Genomic DNA, 18,217 nt, shown 5'->3' on the forward strand with positions numbered 1-18,217 from the left:
AACCACCGCGGAATAATTTGAACGCTCATGTTGACAGGCTCCGACCGTCCCGGCATAACGCGGCCCGGTTCCGCGCCGCTTCCTTCAAGGATGAAACGCGGCACCGGAAAGTGCCTATACGCTTGTGACCTCAGCGGAATTTCGGAGAGGTGCCTGAGTGGTTAAAAGGGGCGGACTGTAAATCCGTTGGCTTAGCCTACGCTGGTTCGAATCCAGCCCTCTCCACCATTCTGCCGGTCGTAAAGCGTGCGGGTATAGCTCAATGGTAGAGCAGCAGCCTTCCAAGCTGAATATGCGGGTTCGATTCCCGCTACCCGCTCCAAATTAACTGCCTGAAATCATTGCTGTTCTACAATTGGGCGCGTGCCGCCGTGTCAAAGGCGTGTCACTGCCGTGTCACTTCCTCAATTGCGACCGTGCCGCCGCGACTTTCCGGTTGTGCTCGAGATCGTCGTTCCGGACATAGCCGAGCGTCGTTCGGGCGTTGGTATGGCCGGCCAGCTTGCGGGCCGAATCAAGGTCCATGGCCTCTTCGGTTTCCGAGATCGCGCCGGCGCGGCTGTCCATCGACCAGACATCGTTGGGGATCTCCGCTGCCGTCGCGATCTCGCGCCAGTCCGACGCATAATAGTTCTCGCGATAGGGAAGGCCGGTTTTTTCCGAGACGATGAGCGGGCCCATCTTCGGCAGATCGATTCGATCGAGCACCCACATGACCAGCGGGCAGGCTTTGAGGTCGTGCCGCGTCGCCACCTTGTTTCGGCTGGTGTGCGGCACGGTCAGCACCAGGTCGGCCGAGAGATCGGCCACCGTCACGCCGCGCCATTTCGTGCGGCCGCGCACGATCCCGCCCTCGTCGCCGCCAGCGACCGGCAACCACTCTCCGATGACATGGATGCGGCGAAGGGCCGTATCCCACTGGATGGCCTGCGTGAGGGCGATTGACGGCCGTTTGAGTTCGATCGCCTTCTCGCAGATAGCGCGGGCGTGGGCATACTCCATCTTCGATGCCCGGGCGCCGGGCGGGCAGAAGCGTATAAGCGACAGGATCTCGCGCGCCTGTCCGCAGCCGGCGAGCCGCTGCTCCGCGCCGTAGGACATGACCGACCGCAGCTTGCGGATCGCGCCATGGGCCCGCCGGATCTTGCCGTCCTTCGCCCATTCGCGATACCAGCGCCGAAAGTCGGCTCCGGTCAGCTTCACGATCAGACGCTTGCCAACCGTCCGGCTGATCAGGCGCAGCGATGGCTGGTAGTCGCGGATCTTGGTCGGGTGCTTCAGCGCCTGGTAGGGCGATTCCGCATCGGTCATGTAGAGTGTGATCAGCGAGCCGATCGTGCCGTCGTAGGCTGGTGTCGCCTCAAGCATCTCGAGGTCGGCGAGCAACTCGTCGGTCCATGCCTGGCAGATCCGGGCGATATCTTCATCCGTGCTGCCATCAGGGATGGCGCGTGCGGGCAGGGTCGAGGGCGCCTTGCGGCAGGCGCGTTTCGGATCCCAGTAATGGGCAAGGCTACCGTTCGTCCGTTTTCGGTATTTGTAGCCGGGCCGATCTTTCCTATGGCTGGCTTTTCTATGACTGGTCATCGAAGTTCTCATCTCCATCAAGTGCGGTGGCGACAGTGCCAACGCCCATAGAAGATGCGATCCCGGCGCGGCGGTCAAAGAAAAGCTCGACGGCCCGGCGATCGGTCTTGTTGATCAGATTGTCGCGCTGGGGGAACGCCCTGGTCGCCCGCAGGCGCTGCAGGGCGCGGTCTGACAGACCGAAATAGGCGCGAAGCTGATCGTCCGTCATGAACCGTGGAAACGCATGCTGCGCCTCGACTGCCTGCATAGCGTGCGCCATCAGCCCTTGCTCCTGCGCTGGCGATCGCGCACGGCCTCGGCCATCATGAGGATGGCGCTGTCGCTGAGACCGTCGAGCGTCTGCGTCTCGTCGCGCTGGTTGGCGGCGTGCTTGATGATGCGCCAGGCGCCGTCGTTCCAAGTCAGTTCGACCTGTTGGCCGTGCCTGGTCTCGCCGCAGCGATAGCTGAGGGTCCAAGGCGTCATAGCAGCGATCCTTTCCGCCGATCGGCGCAGTCCGGGCAGGTGTGGGTGTAGCTCTCATGCCGGCGGGCGCCAGCGATCTTCGGCGGCGCGCCGAACAAGTCGGCCGTTCCGTCGCCGCGCCTGGCGGCAGCGGCCGCCTCGACCTTGCGGATCTTCCAGCCGGCCGTCATCGCGTCGGCAACCATCACCGGGAAATCCTCTTCGGCGTAAGTCGCGGGATAGCTGGCGGGGCAGTGGTCGCAGCTGACCTGCAGGCGGCCTTCGTGGCGCTCGATCGTCATGAGCGATCTCCGAATGCGTGAAGGAAGGCGATGGCGATCATGGCGCCCATTCCCATGGCGAGGAGGAGCATCACGGGCATCATGAGCTGGGCTCCGTGATTTCCTCGGCGTTCATGCGCGCATATGGGAGGTAGTCGGCGATCGCCTCGATCATGGCGTCGCGTCCGGCCGGTTCGATATAGGCGAAACAGGTGCCGACAAGGCCGGTCATGATGCCGGCCATCAGGCACTGCACCTGCTGCACTTGCGTGAGGCCACGGAAAACCGCCGATGACCGAGCGCGGATCGCCATATTGGCGATCTCCAGCCGGAACCGCTCGGCCATTGCGTCGAAATCGTCACCGGGATCGAAGGGGGCGAGGTCAGTCATGCATCCTCCAGGCGTCGAAGTCGGCTTTGAGGTCGCGCCAGCGGGTGGCGGCGGCGGGGTCGGTGTTGAGTTCCTTGCGGGAGGCGATGCCGAGGGCGTTGCGCAGCGCGCCGGCCACAAATTCGGGCGGCGCATCCTGTTCCAGGCTGTGCTTGGCAACGAGGTAGGCGACAAAGGCCGCGTCGGAGCATTTCATCGCGGCTTCGGCGGAATAGTCTGGTTGGCGCTCACGGCCGCACGCGGCTTCGTCGCTGGCCTGCGCGGGCGCGGCCGAATGGTCGGGCGGTCGCCGGTTGGCTCCTGCTGCTGCCAAGCGAGCGATCTCGGTCTGCAGATCACGGATCTTGCCGAAGGCCTCGGCGAGCAGCTGGCGCAGGAAGGTAAGATCCTCATGCGCGCTGGCGTGCATGTCGACGAGGCCGACATCGGCATGCGCCTCATAGCGCGCCAGGCATCCGTCCTCACGGCTGATGGGGTCGCGGCCGTGGAGTTCGTATCGATCGCTGGTGAACGCCAGCGTCAGGCCTCCATGGCCGCCGGCAATGCGCCGGTCGATCTGCTGCAGGCGGCGCTCCCGCGCGCCTTTCTCGACGCGCGGGCGCAGCTGCTCGCATTGAGCCGCAGTGAGGGAATGTACAGCATCATGTTGCTGCACGATCATACCCTCGCAGCGGCCGCGTAAGCGTGGGCGTCCGTGACGAGCTGCTGCAGCAGCTGACCGCCGACGATGCCGAGAGCGAGGACGGCGATCGTATAGACGAGGATGACAGCGCCGCGCGTCCAGGCCGAGGCATGCTCGCGCGCCAGGTGCACGCCGGCCTCGGTCGGCAAGACGATGGGCTCGGCGTAGTCCCGGGGCGGGCGGTGTGAAACCGTCTCGATGGCCAGGTGCATGTTCGGAACGCGAGCTCTCATGCCTGCACCTGTCGGATCGAGGCGCGGCGGGCGCGTGCGGCGGCCCCCGGAGCGAGGCGAGCGATGAGGGCATCTGACATGCCGGTTTCGCGCGAGAGAGTTTCGACCGTGACCAGCACGCCGGATCCGGCGAGCAGGCGCATATGGTCGGCAAGCTTTGCCTCCAGCTTGGCGCGGATGTTGCCGGCGCAGGATGTGCGGGGCGTCGTGCCATTGGGCGAGGCGGCGGGGCGGTAGCGTCGTTGAATCATGCCGGGCGGCTCCTGTTCGAAGAAGGAGGCCGCGCGGCGGGCTTCAGGTCATGGGAGGATCCGCGCGGCCGTTCCGGTCGGGAACAGGGCGGATATTATGCGCAAACGGATAATATGCAACACAAAAATGCGCAAACGGATTATTGCCCTCGTTTTTGACGCGCTCTTTATCCGGGTGAGGGACGATCTTATCCGGTCGATCGCAATGCAAACTGACCTTGCAAACCGCCTTGGCGTTGTATCTGACGCACCATCCGGCCAAGTTGTTTCGCCCGGATTGTGACGTAGATTTCACCTACCCAGGCTATTTCTTGATTCTCGATGGGATGATCATTCCAAGACTCGAGGGTGTAGCCGCGTTCTGAGCGGCGGATGGTTTTCAGGTACCGACGGCCATCCAGCGTACGTACGGCGGCTTCTTCGCCGAGGAAGCTGTCAGTTCCGCGCTTCTGTTCTCGCCAGACAATGATCACATCGCCTTCGTCATAGCGCGGCAGCATGGAGACACCGCGGACCTGAAATGCCATCATGTCATCGGGGATAGGGATCATGAGCCGAATCTGCTCTAATCCCTCGGGCGGCGTTTGCTCGAATTCTGGCTCGATAACAGCTCCAGCACCGATGAAGCCCATTAGCGGAATGTCGGTTCCGTCATCGTCCGGAGACTCGAAGCGTTCTGCGTAAAGTTCGCGGATTGCGTCGCGATGATGGCCTTCAGGCTGAGCTCCGCTCTTCCAGCGAAAAACAGTAGATTGGGATACACCGAGCCGCTCGGCCAGCTTTTGCTGGTTCCAGTGCGGCTCGCCTAGCAGTGCCTTGACTTGGTCTGCGATCTCCATGTGTTTGTTGCTACATCCGTTTCCGGATACGGTAAAATCCGTCCGCGCATAAAATGCTTGTTGCAAATTATCTGTTTGCGCATAATATGCGCCACAATGAACACCATCCGTCATATCAGGAAGCACCTCTTCCAAAAGCGGCAATCCGAGTTTGCCGAGATGATTGGAGTCGCGCAGTCAACCGTTTCGCGTTGGGAGCGCGGTGATAGCGCGCCAACGCTCGACGAAATGCGCGCGATACGCGCTGCGGCGGTATCCTTGCGGCTCGATTGGCGGGACTGTCTGTTTTTTGACGAACCGATGGAGAGCGTCTCTTGATCGGCTCGACATCCAGCTGCGTGGGGAAGTGGTTATCCCGCCTGGCTCAAAACCAGGAGAGCGCCGGTTGTGGTCCAGCCGCTGCATCCGAGGATGGCTGCTTAAATATATCCTTTCGATGCCAGATAGCGCCGTTTCACCTCGTGACCGCACGCATCGCACCGCATGGCGTGTTCCATCATTCCCTGCCGACCGAACTGTCGGTCTGGTCGCTCGTCTGTCACAGCCATCTGAGCGCCGCACTTCGCGCACTCGCGTGGACCAGGCGCTGTATTCAGCGCTTTTGTCGCCTCCAGAGCCGCTATCCGCTGTTCGAGCTCGGCGACACGCTTCGGCAGACTCGTCAGGCTTTTCCAAATCGGCACCTGATCGAGGAGCTTCAAGATGTCTGATACGGATACCATGCCTTTGCCTCCCGAGACCTTTTTCGCCGATGCTTCCGGGGTGATGCAATGGCGGGCGGAAATCGACGGTATCACCGTAAGGCGGGCTTTCAAGACAGTTGTCGTGACGGCGATGCGCGGCGAAACCCAACTCAGCTACACGCTCACACCGCACCATGCCCGTCATCTTGCGGCTCTTCTCACCGCTGCCGCCAATGGCGAGGTCGCATGATGCGTTTCGCCGTATCCCGAATTTTGCGGCCACCTTGCGGCCCTCCATCCTTGCGCGGGCCGTGATGGCTTCCGCGTGAGATGACCTGACCATTTTCGAACCGATCCCACCACGGGATTTGCGCTGGAAAATCCCGGCGCGGGATTTCTGTTGTCTGAACGAGGCCGATGCCATGTCCGAACTGATGCGCGCACCGTTTTCCGATGCCTGGTTTCACCGACTGAAAACAGCGCAGAAAGACCTGATCAAACGCTGCGGCGGCATCGACCGCGCAGCCGAACTGACCTCCGTTTCGCGCAGCCAGGTCGGCCGCTGGAACAACCCGGGCGACCCGGATCTGATCAGCCTGCCGGCCGTGCTGATGCTGGAAGCGGACTGCGATGCACCGCTCGTCTCTGCCGTTATGGCGGGCATCAACGGCCGGCGGATCGCCGATCCCGACGAGGTCACAATTACCGGCGCGTCGGCCTGCGTGCTGTCCGCCCATGCCGCGACGATCACAAAGGCCAGCGAGCTGATGAGCGTCGGGGCGCGAGCGCTGTCCGATGGCAAGGTGACGCCGGCCGAGGCGGCGGAGATGGACCGCGCCTGCTCGATGCTCGATCGCAGCCTCGACGATCTGCGCATGGTGCTGGCGAACGCCAAGGTGCTGCGCGTCGTCAACGGGGACGCGTGATGCGCGGGCCGTTCAAGGGCAGGGGCCTGGTGCTGGTGGCGACGTCGCCGGCGCAGCGCGATCGTCCGCGCCCGAACCTCTATCTCGGCCCGCGCATCGCGCTCGGGCCATGCGCCGATGCCGTCGCGCGGGCTCAAGTCGAGCATCACGCGCAGGACATGGCCGCTCGCGGACGGGTCAAGAATCGGTTGCCCGATGTGATCAGTAACAAGTTGCTGCATGCCGGCCTTGCCGCCGAGATCGCCCGTGCGTTCAGCCTGACGGGGGCGGGGCGATGAAGGCGGCACAGGATCACATGCCGACGCCTTATGTGCCGATTGCCTCGGCCAGGCATTTCACCTTTGCGCGGCCGATCGAGGCGGCGATCAACCGCGCGGCCGAGACCCATGGCGTGACGCCGACCTGTCTTGTCTCGGCCATTGTCCAGACTGCACTGGCCGACGACCTGCTACCGGCGATCTTCGATGGTCGGCCTGCGGATGAGCTTGCCACGCCGACATGCCGCGATGCGGCCGGGCTGACGCGGATGCAGGCCGGGTTCATCTACATCGCCTCACTCCATGCCGGCCGCGAGGGCCTCGTCGAGATGTCGGGCGAGGCGCTCGCCGCGCTGCTCGGGCTTTCCAAGCCGAGTTCGGCGTTCTCGCTGCGCAACAAGCTCATTTCGCTCGGCCTCATCGAACTGGCGCGCCCGGCCGAGGGCAGCCGCATCCGCCGCTTCGGCCTGACGCCGGATGGCTGGCGCGTCGCGCGTGAGCTCGCCGGCGCGGATTTTTCCTTCAGTGGAGACGCATGAGCCATGAAAGCCGATCCAATCAGCATGCATCCCGGCGACAAGCCGGCGCTTGAATGGGTTGCCGTCGACAAGATTCATGTCGACCACAACTACCAGCGCGAGCTCCGACCGGCGCGGGTCAAGCAGATCCTGCGCGAATTTCACTGGTCGCGTTTCACGCCGGTGCAACTTGCCGAACGCGGCGATGGCACCTTCAATGTCTTTGACGGGCAGCACCGGGTCGAGGCGGCTCGCCTTCATCCACTCGTCGATGCCGTGCCGGCGTCGATCGTGCGGCTCGGCGGCATGCGGGAGGAGGCGGGCGCCTTCCTTGGCGTCAACGTCAACCGCTCGGCCGTCTCGACGATAGAGAAATACCATGCGGGCCTGGAGGCCGGCGACCCCGAGATGATGCGGATCTGCAGCGTGCTGGAAGAGGCGGGCTGCGAGGCTGTGCCGGCGCAGGGCATCGGGCTGAAAGCCAACCGGACGCAAGCCGTCACCGCTGTCGGCCGGGCGATCAAATACTACGGCGAGGGCGCGACGGCCTCATCCTGCGAATTGCTGCGCACGTCCTGGCCGGATGATGTCCACGCGCAAAAGGGCATTCTGATCCAGGCGCTGGCGCGGGTCCTTCGCGGCAATGCGAGCGTCTCGAAAGCGCGGCTGCAGCAGGTGCTTTCGGCAACGACGCGGCAGGCGCTCTCCTCGGATGCCGAAACGATCCGCAAAATCTCCGGCGGCGACGCGGCGCACGCAATCGCGCGGACGATCTGTGATCTCTACAACAAGGGTCTCTCGAAGAACCAGATCCTCATTGGCGCGAGGGCGCGCTGATGGGCGATTACGATCCATACGAGCCACGCAGCCCGAAGCGCGGCAAGGCGGCAGCGGCCGCCGACGATTCCGAGGCGACTGTGACGATCCGCCTGCCGGACGGGACAGAGACGCCGCCGGCGACGATGTCAGAAATGAAGGAAGCCGTCGACGCCGTGAGGCGCAGTCAGCGGGACGAGTCATCGCCCTACACGAACGGGGTCGCCCGCGACCAGCTGCGCGCCTTCGTCGAGCGGATCGAGCGGCTCGATGAAGAGCGGAAGACGATCGTTGATGACATCAAGGATGTCTATGCCGAGGCCAAGGGCACCGGCTTCGACACCAAAGCCCTCCGCAAGGTGATCGCACTTCGCAAGCTCGATCCGGTCGAGCGGGCCGAACAGGAGGCGATTCTCGACACCTATCTGCACGCGCTCGGCATGGGGCCGGAGCCGAGCGAATGAAGTATCAGCTTCTCCCGCCGCTTTCCGTTGACGATCGGGCCGCCCTTGAAGCCTCGATCGTCCAGCATGGCGTGCTTGTCCCGGTCGAGTATGACGAGCAGGGCGAGATCCTCGACGGGCATCATCGCGTCGAGATTTGCGAGAGCCTTGGCCTCGTCGACTGGCCGCGCTTCGTGCGCAAGGGGCTGGCGGAAGAAGAAAAGCGGACGCTAGCGCGCGAACTCAATGTTTCGCGGCGCCATCTCAATGCGGAACAGAAGCGGGCGCTGATCGCCGACCAGCTGCGCGACACGCCGTCGATCTCGTCGCGGGCGATCGCGGCGATGCTCGGCGCGCATCATTCGACCGTCGAGAAGGTTCGTCAGCAACTCGTCGATGGTGGCGAAATTAGCCACCATGAAGAAATCGAAGGGCGGGACGGGATCGTCCAGCCAGCGCGCAAGGCGATCCGCACGGCGTTCCTGCCCGAGCCGGACAATGCGCGCGAGCTGATGGCGACGGCAAAAGCGATCCGGACGCGCCAGCGCGAGCATGGCCGCAAGGTGCGCACCGATCTGATCAACGAGATCGCGGCGCGGGGCGAGGCTTCGGCCGGCACGATGCCGCGCGCGGCCTATCCGATCCTCTATGCCGATCCGCCCTGGGAGCAGGAAGCCTGGTCGGACGAGACCGGGCAGGATCGCGGGCTGATGTATCCGCCGATGCCGCTCGACGCCATCAAGGCGCTCTGTGCGGGCGATGCGTCGCCGGCGACGCGCGACGCGCTGCTCTTTCTCTGGGTGACGGCCAACCGGCTCGATGACGGCATCGAGGTCCTGCGCACCTGGGGCTTCGACTACGTCACCTGCCTTGTCTGGGACAAGGAAACGATTGGCATGGGGCGCTGGGTGCGCGACCGCCACGAGATCCTGCTCCTTGGCAAGCGCGGCAATTTCCCCGCGCCGCTGCCCGGCACGCAGGCGGCCAGCGTGCATGCTGAGCGCAAGGGCCGGCATTCGGCCAAGCCCGTGCATTTTGCCGCGATGATCGAACGGCTCTATCCGGAGATGCGCAAGCTGGAGCTCTTCCAGCGCGCCGAGAGCCTTGCCGAGGATGACCCGCGGCGGTCCGGGCAATGGGATTTCTGGGGGTTCGAATCCGATTTCGCGACGCTGATGTCCTCTAGCGGCGGCGCGGATACACCGGCGGCGGCGCCTCCCTGTGCCGCCGCCGGCAGCGGGGCCCAGTCATGAGCGGCGGGCTCTACAGCGCCGAGATGCTGCGGCTCTTCCTCGAGGCGCGCATCGTCTTCCGCATGCAAATGCATGGCGAGAGCCGCAAGCAGGCCATGGGCCGGCTCTTCCGCACGCTTGCCAAAGCGTCCCGCCTGTCGGTCACGCGCGTTGCGATCGCGCATCGCGGATCCATGAACCACCCCGAGCACCGTGCCGCCTTGTGGCTGGCGCTCGGCTACCCGGCGGCGCCTGCCGCGATCGAAGAGGAAAGGGCAGCGCCATGCGAAGCAAAATGATCGCATCCATACTGGCGAAGGCGGTGCGGCGTCTGACGCGCCGTGAGCCGGACTTCATCATCGGCGGGGCCGGACGGCCCTACATGCTGCGCTGGTACGTCATCCCGCGCAATCGCTGGTTCAACATCTATCGCCACATCGTGCTGCGCTCCGATGACGATCGCGCGCTGCATGATCATCCGTGGTGGAGCTTTTCGGTCTGCCTGAATGGCTGGATGGGCGAAGTGCTGCCGGGCGGCAAGCTGCGGCTGATCGAAAAGGGCGAATTCAGGCTGCGGCGGGCTTCGACGGCGCACCGGCTAACACTGCCGCCCGATCAGACCTGCGAAACGCTGTTCATCACCGGGCCGAAGATCCGTGAATGGGGCTTCCATTGCCCGCAAGGCTGGCGGCGCTGGCAGGACTTCGTTGCGAAAGGCGACAGCGGCGCTGTCGGGCCGGGGTGCGACTGATGGCCGACCTCCTGCCGATCATCGAGCAATTGTCGGATGCCGACAGCGACCAGGCGCGGGCCGACTGGCTGCGCCGCTGCCCGCTCTCGATCCTGATGACCTATGATTTCACGATCCGCAACCGGCTCCAGGTGGCGGGCTTCCTCGCTGGCGTCGACTATCTCGACGGCGTTTTGACCGTCATGCGGAGCGTGCGCAACGCGCACGGCCTGTTCGACGGTGAGTTCTACGACAAGATCCATGTCGATCTCGCGATCGCGGTCGGGGAGTTGGAGTCCTACCTCAAGCCAGCTGGCGAGGGCGAGGATGGCTGAGATCGACCGCCACCGGCTGGCGCGCGACGTTGCCGAATTTCTGAAGCTGCGCGGCTACTCCTACCGCGAGGCCTGTTTCGTCTGGCCTGCGCTGAACGTTGCCATGCTTTCGCGCGCCTGCAGCGGGCAGGTGCTCTCGGCGGGCAATCTGCTGGCGCTCTGCCGCGCCTTCGCTCTCAATCCATTCGACTATCTGGCGGCTGAAAAAGCGCCGTCCAATCCGGCTGTTACAGAAATTGGTTCCCGTGAAACGCGGAGCCGTGACCATGGGGGCAGGGGGTAAATGCGGCCATTGATTGTCGACAGTTTCGCCGGCGGGGGCGGTGCCTCGACCGGGATCGAGATGGCGCTCGGGCGCTCGCCGGACATCGCCATCAACCATGATGCCGATGCGCTGGCGATGCATGAGGTCAACCATCCCGAGACGCTGCACCTTTCGAAAAACATCTGGAAGGTCGATCCGCTCGAAGCGGTCGGCTACCGGCCGGTCGGGTTGGCGTGGTTCTCGCCAGACTGCAAGCATTTCTCGAAAGCCAAGGGCGGCAGGCCGGTCAAGCGCAACATCCGCGATCTTGCCTGGGTGGTTGTGCTGTGGGCGAAACGCGTGCGGCCCGCCGTCATCATGCTGGAGAACGTCGAGGAATTTCGCGACTGGGGCCCGCTGATCGAGCGCGAGCCGGGAACCTGGGTGCCGTGCCCGGAGCGCAAGGGCGCGATCTTCAAGAAATGGACCAGCGAGCTGCGGCGGCTCGGCTACAAGCTCGAATTCCGCGAACTGCGCGCCTGCGACTATGGCGCGCCGACGATCCGCAAGCGGTTCTTCATGATCGCGCGGCGCGACGGCCTACCGATCGTCTGGCCGGATCCGACGCATGGGCCGCCTGACGATCCGGATGTGATCGCCGGCAAGAAAAAGCCATGGCGCACGGCGGCCGAGATCATCGACTGGTCGATTCCATGCCCGTCGATCTTCGACAGCAGCGAGACGATCAAGCAGCTCTTCGGCGTTCGCGCCATCCGGCCTCTGGCGGACGCGACGATGCGGCGGATCGCGCGGGGCGTGGTGCGCTACGTGCTGGAAGCGAAAAGGCCGTTCATCGTGCGGACCGATATGGCGAGCGCTGCGTCGCGGAACGGCGTCAATCCGATAGACGATCCGCTGCGCACCCAGACGACGGCCGGCAGCCATGCCGTGGTCGTTCCATCCTTCGTCGGATGTGGCGGCCGGGCAGGGCAGAGCGCGCCGCGGTGCGGCGACGAGCCGCTTGGCACCATGACGGCCAAGCCGGATGGATGCGTGGTGACGGCGCATCTGACCTATGGGCAGCAAGGAGGCGGCAATCGGCCTGTCGATGCACCGCATCACACGATCACCGCCAGCTCGAAAGATCAGAATGCCGTCGTCGCCGCGACCATGGTCCAGACCGGCTATGGCGAGCGCGAGGGACAGGTGCCGCGCGCGCTCGATATCGGCAAGCCGCTCGGCACACAGGTTGCCGGCGGAGCCAAGCATGGCGTCGTCGCGGCGTTTCTTGCGCAGCACAACAACGACAGCCGACGCATCGGCGGCGTCAATCCGGGTCGCCCGGCCGGTGAGCCGCTGGCCACGCTCACGGCGAGCGGTGCGCAGCAGCAGGTTGTCAGTGCGTTCATGTCCCGCCAGTTTTCCGCTTCGATCGGTCATGCTCTTCGCGAGCCGGCCGCGACCGATACCGCTGGCGTCAACAAGTCGGCACTGATCGCGCCTTTCCTGACGAAATACTACGGCACGGGCGACGGTGCGCGGGTCGACGGCCCGATGCACACGGACACCGTGAAGGATCGCATGGGGCTCGTCACCGTCGAGATCGACGGCGCGACCTACGCGATAGCCGATATCGGCATGCGCATGCTGACACCGCGTGAGCGTTTCCGCGCGCAGGGCTTTCCCGATGACTACGTGATCGACCGGCGCATCGACGGCTCGCCGATCACGGGGACGGCGCAGGGCTCATGCTGTGGCAATTCGGTCTGCCCGCCATTGGCGGCGGCGCTGGTCGGCGCGAACTGCGCGCACTTGGCGGAAGCACGGGAGGCAGCAGAGTGAAGAGCGCGCGAAAATCACTCGCCTTCTGGAGGTGGATCCTGTTCGGGGCCGCCATCGTCGCGAGCCTTGCAGGCCATGATGGCAAGTTCTTCCTAACTCTCGGCTGGGTGTGTTGCGTCGGCGAGATCGTTCTGCGCGGCGTTGACGACAAGGCGGGCACCCAATGAGCAAAACCAAATTCTCGATCATTCCCGGCTGGATCGTCACAGATGCGCGTCTCAAGGGGCGCGACCTGCAGGTGATCTGCCTGCTTGGCCGCTATACGAACCGCGACGGCTGGTGCTTTCGCAGCCAGGTGAAGATGGCCGGGCAGCTCGGCTGCGCGCGTTCTACGGTGCAGCTGTCGCTCGATCGGCTCGTTTCGATCGGTGCTGTCGAAAGGCGCGCGGGCGAGAGCCGGGACGGCCGCGACTGCTCCTACCATTACCGCGTCATCTATGACCGCGACACGCCGGCTGCAGAGCTGGCGACATGGGAAGGCGACGAGGCGGGCGACGAGGCCGAATCGGTAGAAAATCATTCCCCGGCCGGCGGGAATGCGGGCACCCCCCCTGCCGATATATCGGCACCCCCTGCCGACCCTGGATCGGCACCCCCTGCCGACCCTGGATCGGCACCCTATAAGAACGACCCCTGTTTAACGGCCCAAGCAGAACGAAGAGAGAGAGAGGCGCGCGAGCGCGCTGGCGATGCCAAAAATGGGGAAGGGGAAAACCCGAAAGCGGTCGAGCGGGAATTCCGCCGGGCGTTCCCACAGTGGCCGACCTATGTGGGCGACAGCGAGCCAGCGGCGCGGGCGGCGTGGTTTGCGCTGACGGCCGGCGAGCGGGCAGAGGCTGTCGCCCGGATTGGCGATTACGTCAACGCTGCCAAGGCCGGCGGGCGCAAGGCGGTCTGTTCGTTCGGGGTCTATCTCGGCGAAAGGCGCTGGGAGAAGCTGCCGGCCCGCGAGGCAGAGGCACCGGCAACCCATGCCAGCGAAGCGCCATTTGGCAAGGGATGGGGCGCGATGCGGTTTGCCGAGCTGCTGCGCGAGCCGGGGCCGATGCCAGCGCCGACACGGTTCATCCAGCAGATCATCGATGCAGGCGGAGAGCAGGGCGAGCGCGAGAAGCTGGCGCACCTTGCCCGCCATGGCTGGCCGACCGTGAACCGGATGCATGCCAACGCGGCAGAGCGGCGCGGCTATTCCGTGCCGGTGCACCTGCTGCCGCTGGGCGCGCCTTTCCGTCAGGTGAAGGTGGGCGGCGAGCTTTGGGAAGCCTGGCGGCGGGCGCATGAGCGGCGCGGTTGGCCTTTCCTGCCGGATCCGGGCCAGCAGGAATTCGTCTGGATGCCTGAGGGTGAGGATCCCGAAGCGGCGATCAAACGGTTCATGGATGCGCTGGGCGCATTGGGCGGGGGCGAGGCCGAGGCGGCGGAATGACGATGATGCATCAGCGGGCGGAGTTGAGCGAGCGCGAGCTGCAGGCGCTGGAACGGGGCAGGCGGAAGGCCGAGCTGATCGCCTGGCTGCAGGCCGAGGCGGCGGCACGGGATGGCGACATGGCGTGGTATGTCGCGCGCACGACGTACCGGGCGGACACGGTGGCCGGTGATCTGCGCGATCGCGGCATTGAGGCCGTGTGCCCGACAGAGCGGCGCTGGAAGCGCTATCCACGGTCTCGCGCGAAGTATTCTGTGGAATACCCGCTGTTCGGCCACTACCTCTTCGTGCGGCTTCTCATGGCCGAATCTGCATGGGTTGGGTTGATGACCTTCGACGGCATCCACTGCCTGCAGGGCAACGGCGAAAGGCCGGTGCCGGTGCGCACGAAGGAAATCGAGCAAATCCTTGAATTGGCTTCGATTGGCGCGGCTGAGCCGGTGAGCGAAATCGCGCCGATCATGGTCGGCGACCAGGTCGTTCATCCGGTCGGAACGTTCGCCGAACTGGTCAGCCATGTGGTGGAGATCGATGCCCGCAAGCGCGAGGCTCTCGTCTCCACGCTGCTCTTCGGACGCGAGATCGAGACGCGATGCGCTCTTGATGATCTGGCACGACTCACATAGCGATTCCTGCCCATAGGCCACTGCCGTTAGGACGCAGGCCGGCGATGCCGGTTCGACGCCCGGCAACCCTGCTTGATGAGACGGCGATCTGCCGGAAAGCATCTTGCGCCCGCATCCGGGAATCTGTCTGAAAATCGGAACATCGATGGGACGTTTGAAGAGCGTCAAGCCGCGCATCGGCGCGGTCGCACCACGGCTCGGCCGTGCGCCATCCGACGAGCGGGCGCGGCACCGCGAGCGTGACCGCACGCAGCCATGGCGCGCCTGGTACAAGACGGCACGCTGGCAGAAGCTCAGATGGGCTGTGCTGGTGCGCGATCTCTTCACCTGCCAGATGGCAGGATGCGGACGGATCGAGGCGGCCACGTCGCAACTCGTAGCCGACCACAGGACGCCGCATCGTGGTGACGAGCGGCTGTTCTGGGATGAAGGCAACCTGCAGTGCCTCTGCAAGCCGTGCCACGACAAGGTCAAGCAGGCCGAAGAGCGGCGAGGCTTAGCAGCGATCTAGCTGAAACGCGATCATATCGAGATCCTTTTGGAGTTCGTAGAACTCGCATGCGAGTGCGGCGATCTTGTCGGGCGTCACCGCGTTGAAGCGTTGCTGGGGCGGTTCTTTGCGGGGCTGCGCGTATTCGATGGCGAGAGGCTTTGCGTAGTAGCCAGCGCGCTCATTGCCAAACAGGCCGACGTCTATCGCATCGTGAATGGCGCGATGACGCTGCATACGAAGGTTGCTGAACCTATCCACTAGAGCGTTGGCGGATTGCCGAAGATCTGGCTGCGAGATCAGAGCAATGCGATCGCGGACAAATTGCCGACTCTCCCGGTTCCAATTTCGGAGTTCAGCCGCTGATACCTCGATGGCGAGGTTGTTGGGTGAGCCTTCAAACGGAATCACGGCGCAAAGGTTGATGAGGTTATTGTCTGCATAGGCTGCCTGCATCGCGAGGTGCCCGAGTGGTTCGATAAATGGAGCGCGGTACTCGTCAACGGGCGGTAGGTGCATCGGCTTTCCATCGTGGTTCTCGAGACTAGGACGAGTCTCGCCGAAATCAGGGGGGCGGGTCAAAAGTTCCCGAGGTCATCGCCGCTAGACCCCCGCCCCTCTCATTCAGGGGTTTTTTTTCGTCGCTCGGAATTTGACGATGACGGTTTGAGGCTCAGCGCTGGAGGCGGTGATCGGGACGCCTTTGTTCGCAGCGGTTGCCGATCGGGCAGTCGCCAAGACGGCCGGTGATCGGCCCATTATTTTTCGTTTCGAGGTTTACCCATGGATCCGGCTTTCGATCTCCTGGGCGACCCGATCCCTGAGAACTTCGGGGGGCGGGGGCGCCCGCCACACATGCCGACGACGCAGAACCGCAACAAGGTCGTACTGCTGCTCGCGCAGGGCTGGCCGAACGGCCGGATCGCCGACGCGCTCGGCATCACGGAGCCGACGCTGCGCAAGCACTATCGCCGAGAGCTGGCGGTGCGTGATGCGGCGCGTGACAAGGTCGAGGCGATCGGCCTGCTCACGCTCTGGGAACAGGGCCGGGCCGGTAACATGGCGGCGATGAAAGAATATTTCCGCCGCCATGACGCGATCATGGCCGAGGCCTTCGACCGCAGCGTGGCGCGCGAGACCGAAAAGGTTGGCAAGAAGGAGCGCCTCCGTCGTGAAGCGGAGAACCCGCCGGACGATTGGGAATCGGTAACGCCACGGATGGCACACTGACATGGGCGATTTCGCCTGCCTTGACTGGTTTGAGAAGCTGAAATCCGGCCGGCCGCCGCTGCCGGACAATCTGCCGCTCGACCAGGAAGAGGCGCGGCTGGCGATCGAGGCGTTCAACAAGCTGCGCCTGCCGGACGTGCCCGGCAAGCCGCTCCTGCGGGACGTCGCTGGCGACTGGGCAAAGGATTTCGTCGGGGCGATCTTCGGCCTGGTCGATATGAGCGAGGATCGGTCCGTCATCGTCGACCGTAAGGCGCGCAAGTTCTTCCAGCTCGTCCCGAAGAAAAATTCGAAGACGACGAACGGCGCGGCGATCATGATGACGGCGATGATCCGCAATCGCCGGCCGAACGGCGAATTCCTCCTTGTTGGTCCGACGCAGGCGACGGCCGAGCGGGCGTATGAGCAGGCCGAGGGTATGGTGAAGGCCGATCCGTATCTCACGAAACGGTTTCACCTGCGCGAGCACCTGAAGACAATTGAGGACCGGAACAACGGCGCGAAACTGCGCATCAGGTCTTTCGACAACAAGGTGATGACGGGGGCAAAGCCGGTCGGCGTCCTGGTCGACGAGCTGCACGAACTCGGCAAGATCGCCTACGCCTCCAAGGTGATGACGCAGATCGAGGGCGGCATCATCGCCAACACCGAAGGGTTCGTCATCATCATCACGACGCAATCCGACGAGCCGCCATGCGGCGTTTTCGAAGACGAATTGAAGCTGGCGCGCGCGGTGCGCGACGGCGAGTTCCTCGACAGCGAGACGCTGCCGATGATCTACGAGTTTCCGCGCGAGATGCAGGCCGACGAGGCGCAGCCCTGGGCGAACCCGGACAACTGGCCGATGGTGCTGCCGAATGTCGGCAAGTCTATCACGGTCGAGCGCCTCCTGCCGAAATACCGTGAGGCGCGTGAAGCCGGAATCGAAAAGCTCTCGATCTGGGCGTCGCAGCATCTCAATGTCGAGATCGGCATTGCGCTGAACAAGGATCGCTGGGCCGGCACGATGTATTGGCCGGGCGCGACCGACGAGAAGCTGTCGCTCGACGCGATCATCGCGCGATCGGAAGTTGCGACGATCGGTATCGACGGCGGCGGCCTCGACGATCTCATGGCGCTGTCCGTCATTGGGCGTGAGAAGGGCAGCCGCCGATGGCTCCATTGGGCGCGTGCCTGGGCGCAGCCCGATGTCTTCGACCGGCGCAAGGAGATCGCCAGCAAGCTGCGTGATTTCGAGAAGGGTGGGGATCTGATCGTCTGCAAGGACACCGAACAGGACGTGATCGAGATCGCCGATATTTGCGAGCGACTGTTTCTCTGCGGATTGCTGCCGGAGAAAGCCGGGATCGGTCTCGATGCCTACGGCGTCGCCAGCATCCTGGACGCGCTCGACGAGCGTGAGATGGCGGGCGATCTCACTATGGCGGTGGCGCAGGGCTACAAACTGCAGACGGCCGTCAACACGCTGCCGCGCAAGCTGAAGGATCGCACCATGGTGCATTGCGGCCAGCCGCTCATGACCTGGGTGGTCGGCAACGCGAAAACCGAGCTGCGCGGATCCAACTACCTGGTGACGAAGCAGGCCGCCGGCGCATCGAAGATCGACCCGCTCATGGCGACGTTCAACGCCGCCATGCTGATGTTTCTCAATCCTGTCGCTGCCGGTGGACCTTCGGTCTACGAGGAGCGCGGCATACTCATGGTGTAG

General features: G+C 64.3%; 30 protein-coding genes and 2 tRNA genes. 22 read left to right on the forward strand and 10 right to left on the reverse strand.

What is annotated here, in order from left to right; all coding sequences use genetic code 11:
- Nucleotides 1–143: 143 nt before the first annotated feature.
- Nucleotides 144–228 (forward strand) — tRNA-Tyr (locus CN673_RS09715).
- A 20-nt stretch (nucleotides 229–248) separates the two neighbouring features.
- Nucleotides 249–322, forward strand: a tRNA-Gly gene (locus CN673_RS09720).
- 74 nt (nucleotides 323–396) lie between these two features.
- Here the strand turns inward: CN673_RS09720 and CN673_RS09725 are convergent.
- The 9 genes from CN673_RS09725 to CN673_RS09765 all read right to left on the reverse strand — a co-directional run bounded on the left by CN673_RS09725 (nucleotide 397) and on the right by CN673_RS09765 (nucleotide 4,825).
- Nucleotides 397–1,587 carry a site-specific integrase gene (locus CN673_RS09725; RefSeq protein ID WP_157928850.1) on the reverse strand — a complete coding sequence of 397 codons (1,191 nt, stop codon included), beginning with the start codon at nucleotides 1,585–1,587 and terminating at the stop codon, nucleotides 397–399.
- Nucleotides 1,574–1,849, reverse strand: a complete 276-nt coding sequence (locus tag CN673_RS09730) for a hypothetical protein (protein ID WP_157928851.1) — start codon at nucleotides 1,847–1,849, stop codon at nucleotides 1,574–1,576. Before CN673_RS09730 ends, CN673_RS09725 begins: the two co-directional genes overlap by 14 nt.
- Entirely contained in the window at nucleotides 1,849–2,055 is a 207-nt protein-coding gene (locus CN673_RS09735) for a hypothetical protein (RefSeq protein ID WP_099866033.1), read from the reverse strand. Before CN673_RS09735 ends, CN673_RS09730 begins: the two co-directional genes overlap by 1 nt.
- Complete coding sequence (locus CN673_RS09740; RefSeq protein ID WP_099866034.1) at nucleotides 2,052–2,336, reverse strand: hypothetical protein; 285 nt, start codon at nucleotides 2,334–2,336, stop codon at nucleotides 2,052–2,054. The genes CN673_RS09735 and CN673_RS09740 overlap by 4 nt, the downstream gene beginning before the upstream one ends.
- Before the next feature lie 79 nt (nucleotides 2,337–2,415).
- Complete coding sequence (locus tag CN673_RS09745) at nucleotides 2,416–2,706, reverse strand: hypothetical protein (protein ID WP_099866035.1); 291 nt, start codon at nucleotides 2,704–2,706, stop codon at nucleotides 2,416–2,418.
- Nucleotides 2,699–3,367: a hypothetical protein gene (locus CN673_RS20875; protein ID WP_157928852.1), complete on the reverse strand. Its 669-nt coding sequence runs from the start codon at nucleotides 3,365–3,367 to the stop codon at nucleotides 2,699–2,701. The genes CN673_RS09745 and CN673_RS20875 overlap by 8 nt, the downstream gene beginning before the upstream one ends.
- Nucleotides 3,364–3,621 carry a hypothetical protein gene (locus CN673_RS09755; RefSeq protein ID WP_157928853.1) on the reverse strand — a complete coding sequence of 86 codons (258 nt, stop codon included), beginning with the start codon at nucleotides 3,619–3,621 and terminating at the stop codon, nucleotides 3,364–3,366. Before CN673_RS09755 ends, CN673_RS20875 begins: the two co-directional genes overlap by 4 nt.
- Entirely contained in the window at nucleotides 3,618–3,872 is a 255-nt protein-coding gene (locus CN673_RS09760; RefSeq protein ID WP_099866038.1) for a hypothetical protein, read from the reverse strand. The genes CN673_RS09755 and CN673_RS09760 overlap by 4 nt, the downstream gene beginning before the upstream one ends.
- A 188-nt stretch (nucleotides 3,873–4,060) precedes the next feature.
- Complete coding sequence (locus tag CN673_RS09765) at nucleotides 4,061–4,825, reverse strand: XRE family transcriptional regulator (protein ID WP_157928854.1); 765 nt, start codon at nucleotides 4,823–4,825, stop codon at nucleotides 4,061–4,063.
- Nucleotides 4,826–4,870: 45 nt separating this feature from the next.
- On the opposite strand from CN673_RS09765, the gene CN673_RS21560 reads away from it, so the two are divergent.
- The 18 genes from CN673_RS21560 to CN673_RS09850 all read left to right on the forward strand — a co-directional run bounded on the left by CN673_RS21560 (nucleotide 4,871) and on the right by CN673_RS09850 (nucleotide 15,300).
- Nucleotides 4,871–5,029: a helix-turn-helix transcriptional regulator gene (locus CN673_RS21560; protein ID WP_370853024.1), complete on the forward strand. Its 159-nt coding sequence runs from the start codon at nucleotides 4,871–4,873 to the stop codon at nucleotides 5,027–5,029.
- A gap of 143 nt (nucleotides 5,030–5,172) precedes the next feature.
- Nucleotides 5,173–5,421: a hypothetical protein gene (locus CN673_RS20880; protein ID WP_157928855.1), complete on the forward strand. Its 249-nt coding sequence runs from the start codon at nucleotides 5,173–5,175 to the stop codon at nucleotides 5,419–5,421.
- A complete protein-coding gene (locus tag CN673_RS09780) occupies nucleotides 5,414–5,644 on the forward strand; it encodes a hypothetical protein (protein ID WP_157928856.1) in 231 nt (76 codons plus the stop codon). The genes CN673_RS20880 and CN673_RS09780 overlap by 8 nt, the downstream gene beginning before the upstream one ends.
- Before the next feature lie 172 nt (nucleotides 5,645–5,816).
- Nucleotides 5,817–6,320 (forward strand): hypothetical protein, encoded by a 504-nt coding sequence (locus tag CN673_RS09785; RefSeq protein WP_245409845.1) that lies wholly within the window; start codon nucleotides 5,817–5,819, stop codon nucleotides 6,318–6,320.
- On the forward strand, nucleotides 6,320–6,598 hold the full coding sequence (locus CN673_RS09790) for a hypothetical protein (RefSeq protein ID WP_099866043.1): 279 nt from the start codon (nucleotides 6,320–6,322) through the stop codon (nucleotides 6,596–6,598). The genes CN673_RS09785 and CN673_RS09790 overlap by 1 nt, the downstream gene beginning before the upstream one ends.
- Entirely contained in the window at nucleotides 6,595–7,116 is a 522-nt protein-coding gene (locus CN673_RS09795; protein WP_099866044.1) for a hypothetical protein, read from the forward strand. The genes CN673_RS09790 and CN673_RS09795 overlap by 4 nt, the downstream gene beginning before the upstream one ends.
- A gap of 3 nt (nucleotides 7,117–7,119) precedes the next feature.
- Nucleotides 7,120–7,932: a DUF6551 family protein gene (locus CN673_RS09800; RefSeq protein ID WP_099866045.1), complete on the forward strand. Its 813-nt coding sequence runs from the start codon at nucleotides 7,120–7,122 to the stop codon at nucleotides 7,930–7,932.
- A gap of 134 nt (nucleotides 7,933–8,066) precedes the next feature.
- Nucleotides 8,067–8,375, forward strand: coding sequence for a DUF2312 domain-containing protein (locus tag CN673_RS09805; RefSeq protein ID WP_099866147.1), 309 nt, complete (start codon nucleotides 8,067–8,069; stop codon nucleotides 8,373–8,375).
- A complete protein-coding gene (locus tag CN673_RS09810; protein WP_099866046.1) occupies nucleotides 8,372–9,607 on the forward strand; it encodes an MT-A70 family methyltransferase in 1,236 nt (411 codons plus the stop codon). The genes CN673_RS09805 and CN673_RS09810 overlap by 4 nt, the downstream gene beginning before the upstream one ends.
- Complete coding sequence (locus CN673_RS09815; RefSeq protein ID WP_099866047.1) at nucleotides 9,604–9,885, forward strand: hypothetical protein; 282 nt, start codon at nucleotides 9,604–9,606, stop codon at nucleotides 9,883–9,885. The genes CN673_RS09810 and CN673_RS09815 overlap by 4 nt, the downstream gene beginning before the upstream one ends.
- Nucleotides 9,870–10,337 carry a hypothetical protein gene (locus CN673_RS09820; protein ID WP_099866048.1) on the forward strand — a complete coding sequence of 156 codons (468 nt, stop codon included), beginning with the start codon at nucleotides 9,870–9,872 and terminating at the stop codon, nucleotides 10,335–10,337. The genes CN673_RS09815 and CN673_RS09820 overlap by 16 nt, the downstream gene beginning before the upstream one ends.
- Entirely contained in the window at nucleotides 10,337–10,651 is a 315-nt protein-coding gene (locus CN673_RS09825) for a hypothetical protein (RefSeq protein ID WP_157928857.1), read from the forward strand. The genes CN673_RS09820 and CN673_RS09825 overlap by 1 nt, the downstream gene beginning before the upstream one ends.
- Complete coding sequence (locus tag CN673_RS09830) at nucleotides 10,644–10,934, forward strand: hypothetical protein (protein WP_099866050.1); 291 nt, start codon at nucleotides 10,644–10,646, stop codon at nucleotides 10,932–10,934. Before CN673_RS09825 ends, CN673_RS09830 begins: the two co-directional genes overlap by 8 nt.
- Nucleotides 10,935–12,737, forward strand: a complete 1,803-nt coding sequence (locus CN673_RS09835) for a DNA cytosine methyltransferase (RefSeq protein WP_099866051.1) — start codon at nucleotides 10,935–10,937, stop codon at nucleotides 12,735–12,737. It abuts the gene before it with no gap.
- Nucleotides 12,734–12,904, forward strand: coding sequence for a hypothetical protein (locus tag CN673_RS20885; RefSeq protein WP_157928858.1), 171 nt, complete (start codon nucleotides 12,734–12,736; stop codon nucleotides 12,902–12,904). The genes CN673_RS09835 and CN673_RS20885 overlap by 4 nt, the downstream gene beginning before the upstream one ends.
- Entirely contained in the window at nucleotides 12,901–14,163 is a 1,263-nt protein-coding gene (locus CN673_RS09840) for a helix-turn-helix domain-containing protein (RefSeq protein WP_099866052.1), read from the forward strand. Before CN673_RS20885 ends, CN673_RS09840 begins: the two co-directional genes overlap by 4 nt.
- Nucleotides 14,160–14,789 carry a transcription termination/antitermination protein NusG gene (gene nusG, locus CN673_RS09845; protein WP_099866053.1) on the forward strand — a complete coding sequence of 210 codons (630 nt, stop codon included), beginning with the start codon at nucleotides 14,160–14,162 and terminating at the stop codon, nucleotides 14,787–14,789. The genes CN673_RS09840 and nusG overlap by 4 nt, the downstream gene beginning before the upstream one ends.
- A gap of 145 nt (nucleotides 14,790–14,934) precedes the next feature.
- Nucleotides 14,935–15,300, forward strand: coding sequence for an HNH endonuclease (locus CN673_RS09850; protein WP_099866054.1), 366 nt, complete (start codon nucleotides 14,935–14,937; stop codon nucleotides 15,298–15,300).
- On the opposite strand, the gene CN673_RS09855 is transcribed toward CN673_RS09850, so the two are convergent.
- Nucleotides 15,286–15,798, reverse strand: a complete 513-nt coding sequence (locus CN673_RS09855) for a hypothetical protein (RefSeq protein WP_157928859.1) — start codon at nucleotides 15,796–15,798, stop codon at nucleotides 15,286–15,288. The two genes, CN673_RS09850 and CN673_RS09855, sit on opposite strands and share 15 nt — an antisense overlap.
- A gap of 336 nt (nucleotides 15,799–16,134) precedes the next feature.
- Between CN673_RS09855 and CN673_RS09860 the strand changes: the two genes are divergently transcribed.
- Nucleotides 16,135–16,509, forward strand: coding sequence for a helix-turn-helix domain-containing protein (locus CN673_RS09860; protein ID WP_157928860.1), 375 nt, complete (start codon nucleotides 16,135–16,137; stop codon nucleotides 16,507–16,509).
- A 1-nt stretch (nucleotide 16,510) separates the two neighbouring features.
- Nucleotides 16,511–18,217: a terminase large subunit gene (locus CN673_RS09865; protein ID WP_099866057.1), complete on the forward strand. Its 1,707-nt coding sequence runs from the start codon at nucleotides 16,511–16,513 to the stop codon at nucleotides 18,215–18,217.

It is taken from the genome of Neopararhizobium haloflavum (assembly GCF_002750855.1).
GTDB lineage: Bacteria > Pseudomonadota > Alphaproteobacteria > Rhizobiales > Rhizobiaceae > Georhizobium > Georhizobium haloflavum.

Bases quoted from the DNA above. Each gene is read 5' to 3' on its own strand.
- CN673_RS09815 (WP_099866047.1), top strand. From the start codon at position 9,604: ATGAGCGGCGGGCTCTACAGCGCCGAGATGCTGCGGCTCTTCCTCGAG.
- CN673_RS09735 (WP_099866033.1), bottom strand. From the start codon at position 2,055: ATGACGCCTTGGACCCTCAGCTATCGCTGCGGCGAGACCAGGCACGGC.
- CN673_RS09855 (WP_157928859.1), bottom strand. From the start codon at position 15,798: ATGCACCTACCGCCCGTTGACGAGTACCGCGCTCCATTTATCGAACCA.
- CN673_RS09865 (WP_099866057.1), top strand. From the start codon at position 16,511: ATGGGCGATTTCGCCTGCCTTGACTGGTTTGAGAAGCTGAAATCCGGC.
- CN673_RS09780 (WP_157928856.1), top strand. From the start codon at position 5,414: ATGTCTGATACGGATACCATGCCTTTGCCTCCCGAGACCTTTTTCGCC.
- CN673_RS09795 (WP_099866044.1), top strand. From the start codon at position 6,595: ATGAAGGCGGCACAGGATCACATGCCGACGCCTTATGTGCCGATTGCC.
- CN673_RS09830 (WP_099866050.1), top strand. From the start codon at position 10,644: ATGGCTGAGATCGACCGCCACCGGCTGGCGCGCGACGTTGCCGAATTT.
- CN673_RS09765 (WP_157928854.1), bottom strand. From the start codon at position 4,825: ATGACGGATGGTGTTCATTGTGGCGCATATTATGCGCAAACAGATAAT.
- CN673_RS09850 (WP_099866054.1), top strand. From the start codon at position 14,935: ATGGGACGTTTGAAGAGCGTCAAGCCGCGCATCGGCGCGGTCGCACCA.
- CN673_RS09825 (WP_157928857.1), top strand. From the start codon at position 10,337: ATGGCCGACCTCCTGCCGATCATCGAGCAATTGTCGGATGCCGACAGC.
- CN673_RS09725 (WP_157928850.1), bottom strand. From the start codon at position 1,587: ATGACCAGTCATAGAAAAGCCAGCCATAGGAAAGATCGGCCCGGCTAC.
- CN673_RS09835 (WP_099866051.1), top strand. From the start codon at position 10,935: ATGCGGCCATTGATTGTCGACAGTTTCGCCGGCGGGGGCGGTGCCTCG.
- CN673_RS21560 (WP_370853024.1), top strand. From the start codon at position 4,871: ATGATTGGAGTCGCGCAGTCAACCGTTTCGCGTTGGGAGCGCGGTGAT.
- CN673_RS09840 (WP_099866052.1), top strand. From the start codon at position 12,901: ATGAGCAAAACCAAATTCTCGATCATTCCCGGCTGGATCGTCACAGAT.
- CN673_RS09805 (WP_099866147.1), top strand. From the start codon at position 8,067: ATGAAGGAAGCCGTCGACGCCGTGAGGCGCAGTCAGCGGGACGAGTCA.
- CN673_RS09820 (WP_099866048.1), top strand. From the start codon at position 9,870: ATGCGAAGCAAAATGATCGCATCCATACTGGCGAAGGCGGTGCGGCGT.
- CN673_RS09755 (WP_157928853.1), bottom strand. From the start codon at position 3,621: ATGAGAGCTCGCGTTCCGAACATGCACCTGGCCATCGAGACGGTTTCA.
- CN673_RS09790 (WP_099866043.1), top strand. From the start codon at position 6,320: ATGCGCGGGCCGTTCAAGGGCAGGGGCCTGGTGCTGGTGGCGACGTCG.
- CN673_RS09810 (WP_099866046.1), top strand. From the start codon at position 8,372: ATGAAGTATCAGCTTCTCCCGCCGCTTTCCGTTGACGATCGGGCCGCC.
- CN673_RS09800 (WP_099866045.1), top strand. From the start codon at position 7,120: ATGAAAGCCGATCCAATCAGCATGCATCCCGGCGACAAGCCGGCGCTT.
- CN673_RS09730 (WP_157928851.1), bottom strand. From the start codon at position 1,849: ATGGCGCACGCTATGCAGGCAGTCGAGGCGCAGCATGCGTTTCCACGG.
- CN673_RS09860 (WP_157928860.1), top strand. From the start codon at position 16,135: ATGCCGACGACGCAGAACCGCAACAAGGTCGTACTGCTGCTCGCGCAG.
- CN673_RS09745 (WP_099866035.1), bottom strand. From the start codon at position 2,706: ATGACTGACCTCGCCCCCTTCGATCCCGGTGACGATTTCGACGCAATG.
- CN673_RS09785 (WP_245409845.1), top strand. From the start codon at position 5,817: ATGTCCGAACTGATGCGCGCACCGTTTTCCGATGCCTGGTTTCACCGA.
- nusG (WP_099866053.1), top strand. From the start codon at position 14,160: ATGACGATGATGCATCAGCGGGCGGAGTTGAGCGAGCGCGAGCTGCAG.
- CN673_RS20875 (WP_157928852.1), bottom strand. From the start codon at position 3,367: ATGATCGTGCAGCAACATGATGCTGTACATTCCCTCACTGCGGCTCAA.
- CN673_RS09740 (WP_099866034.1), bottom strand. From the start codon at position 2,336: ATGACGATCGAGCGCCACGAAGGCCGCCTGCAGGTCAGCTGCGACCAC.
- CN673_RS09760 (WP_099866038.1), bottom strand. From the start codon at position 3,872: ATGATTCAACGACGCTACCGCCCCGCCGCCTCGCCCAATGGCACGACG.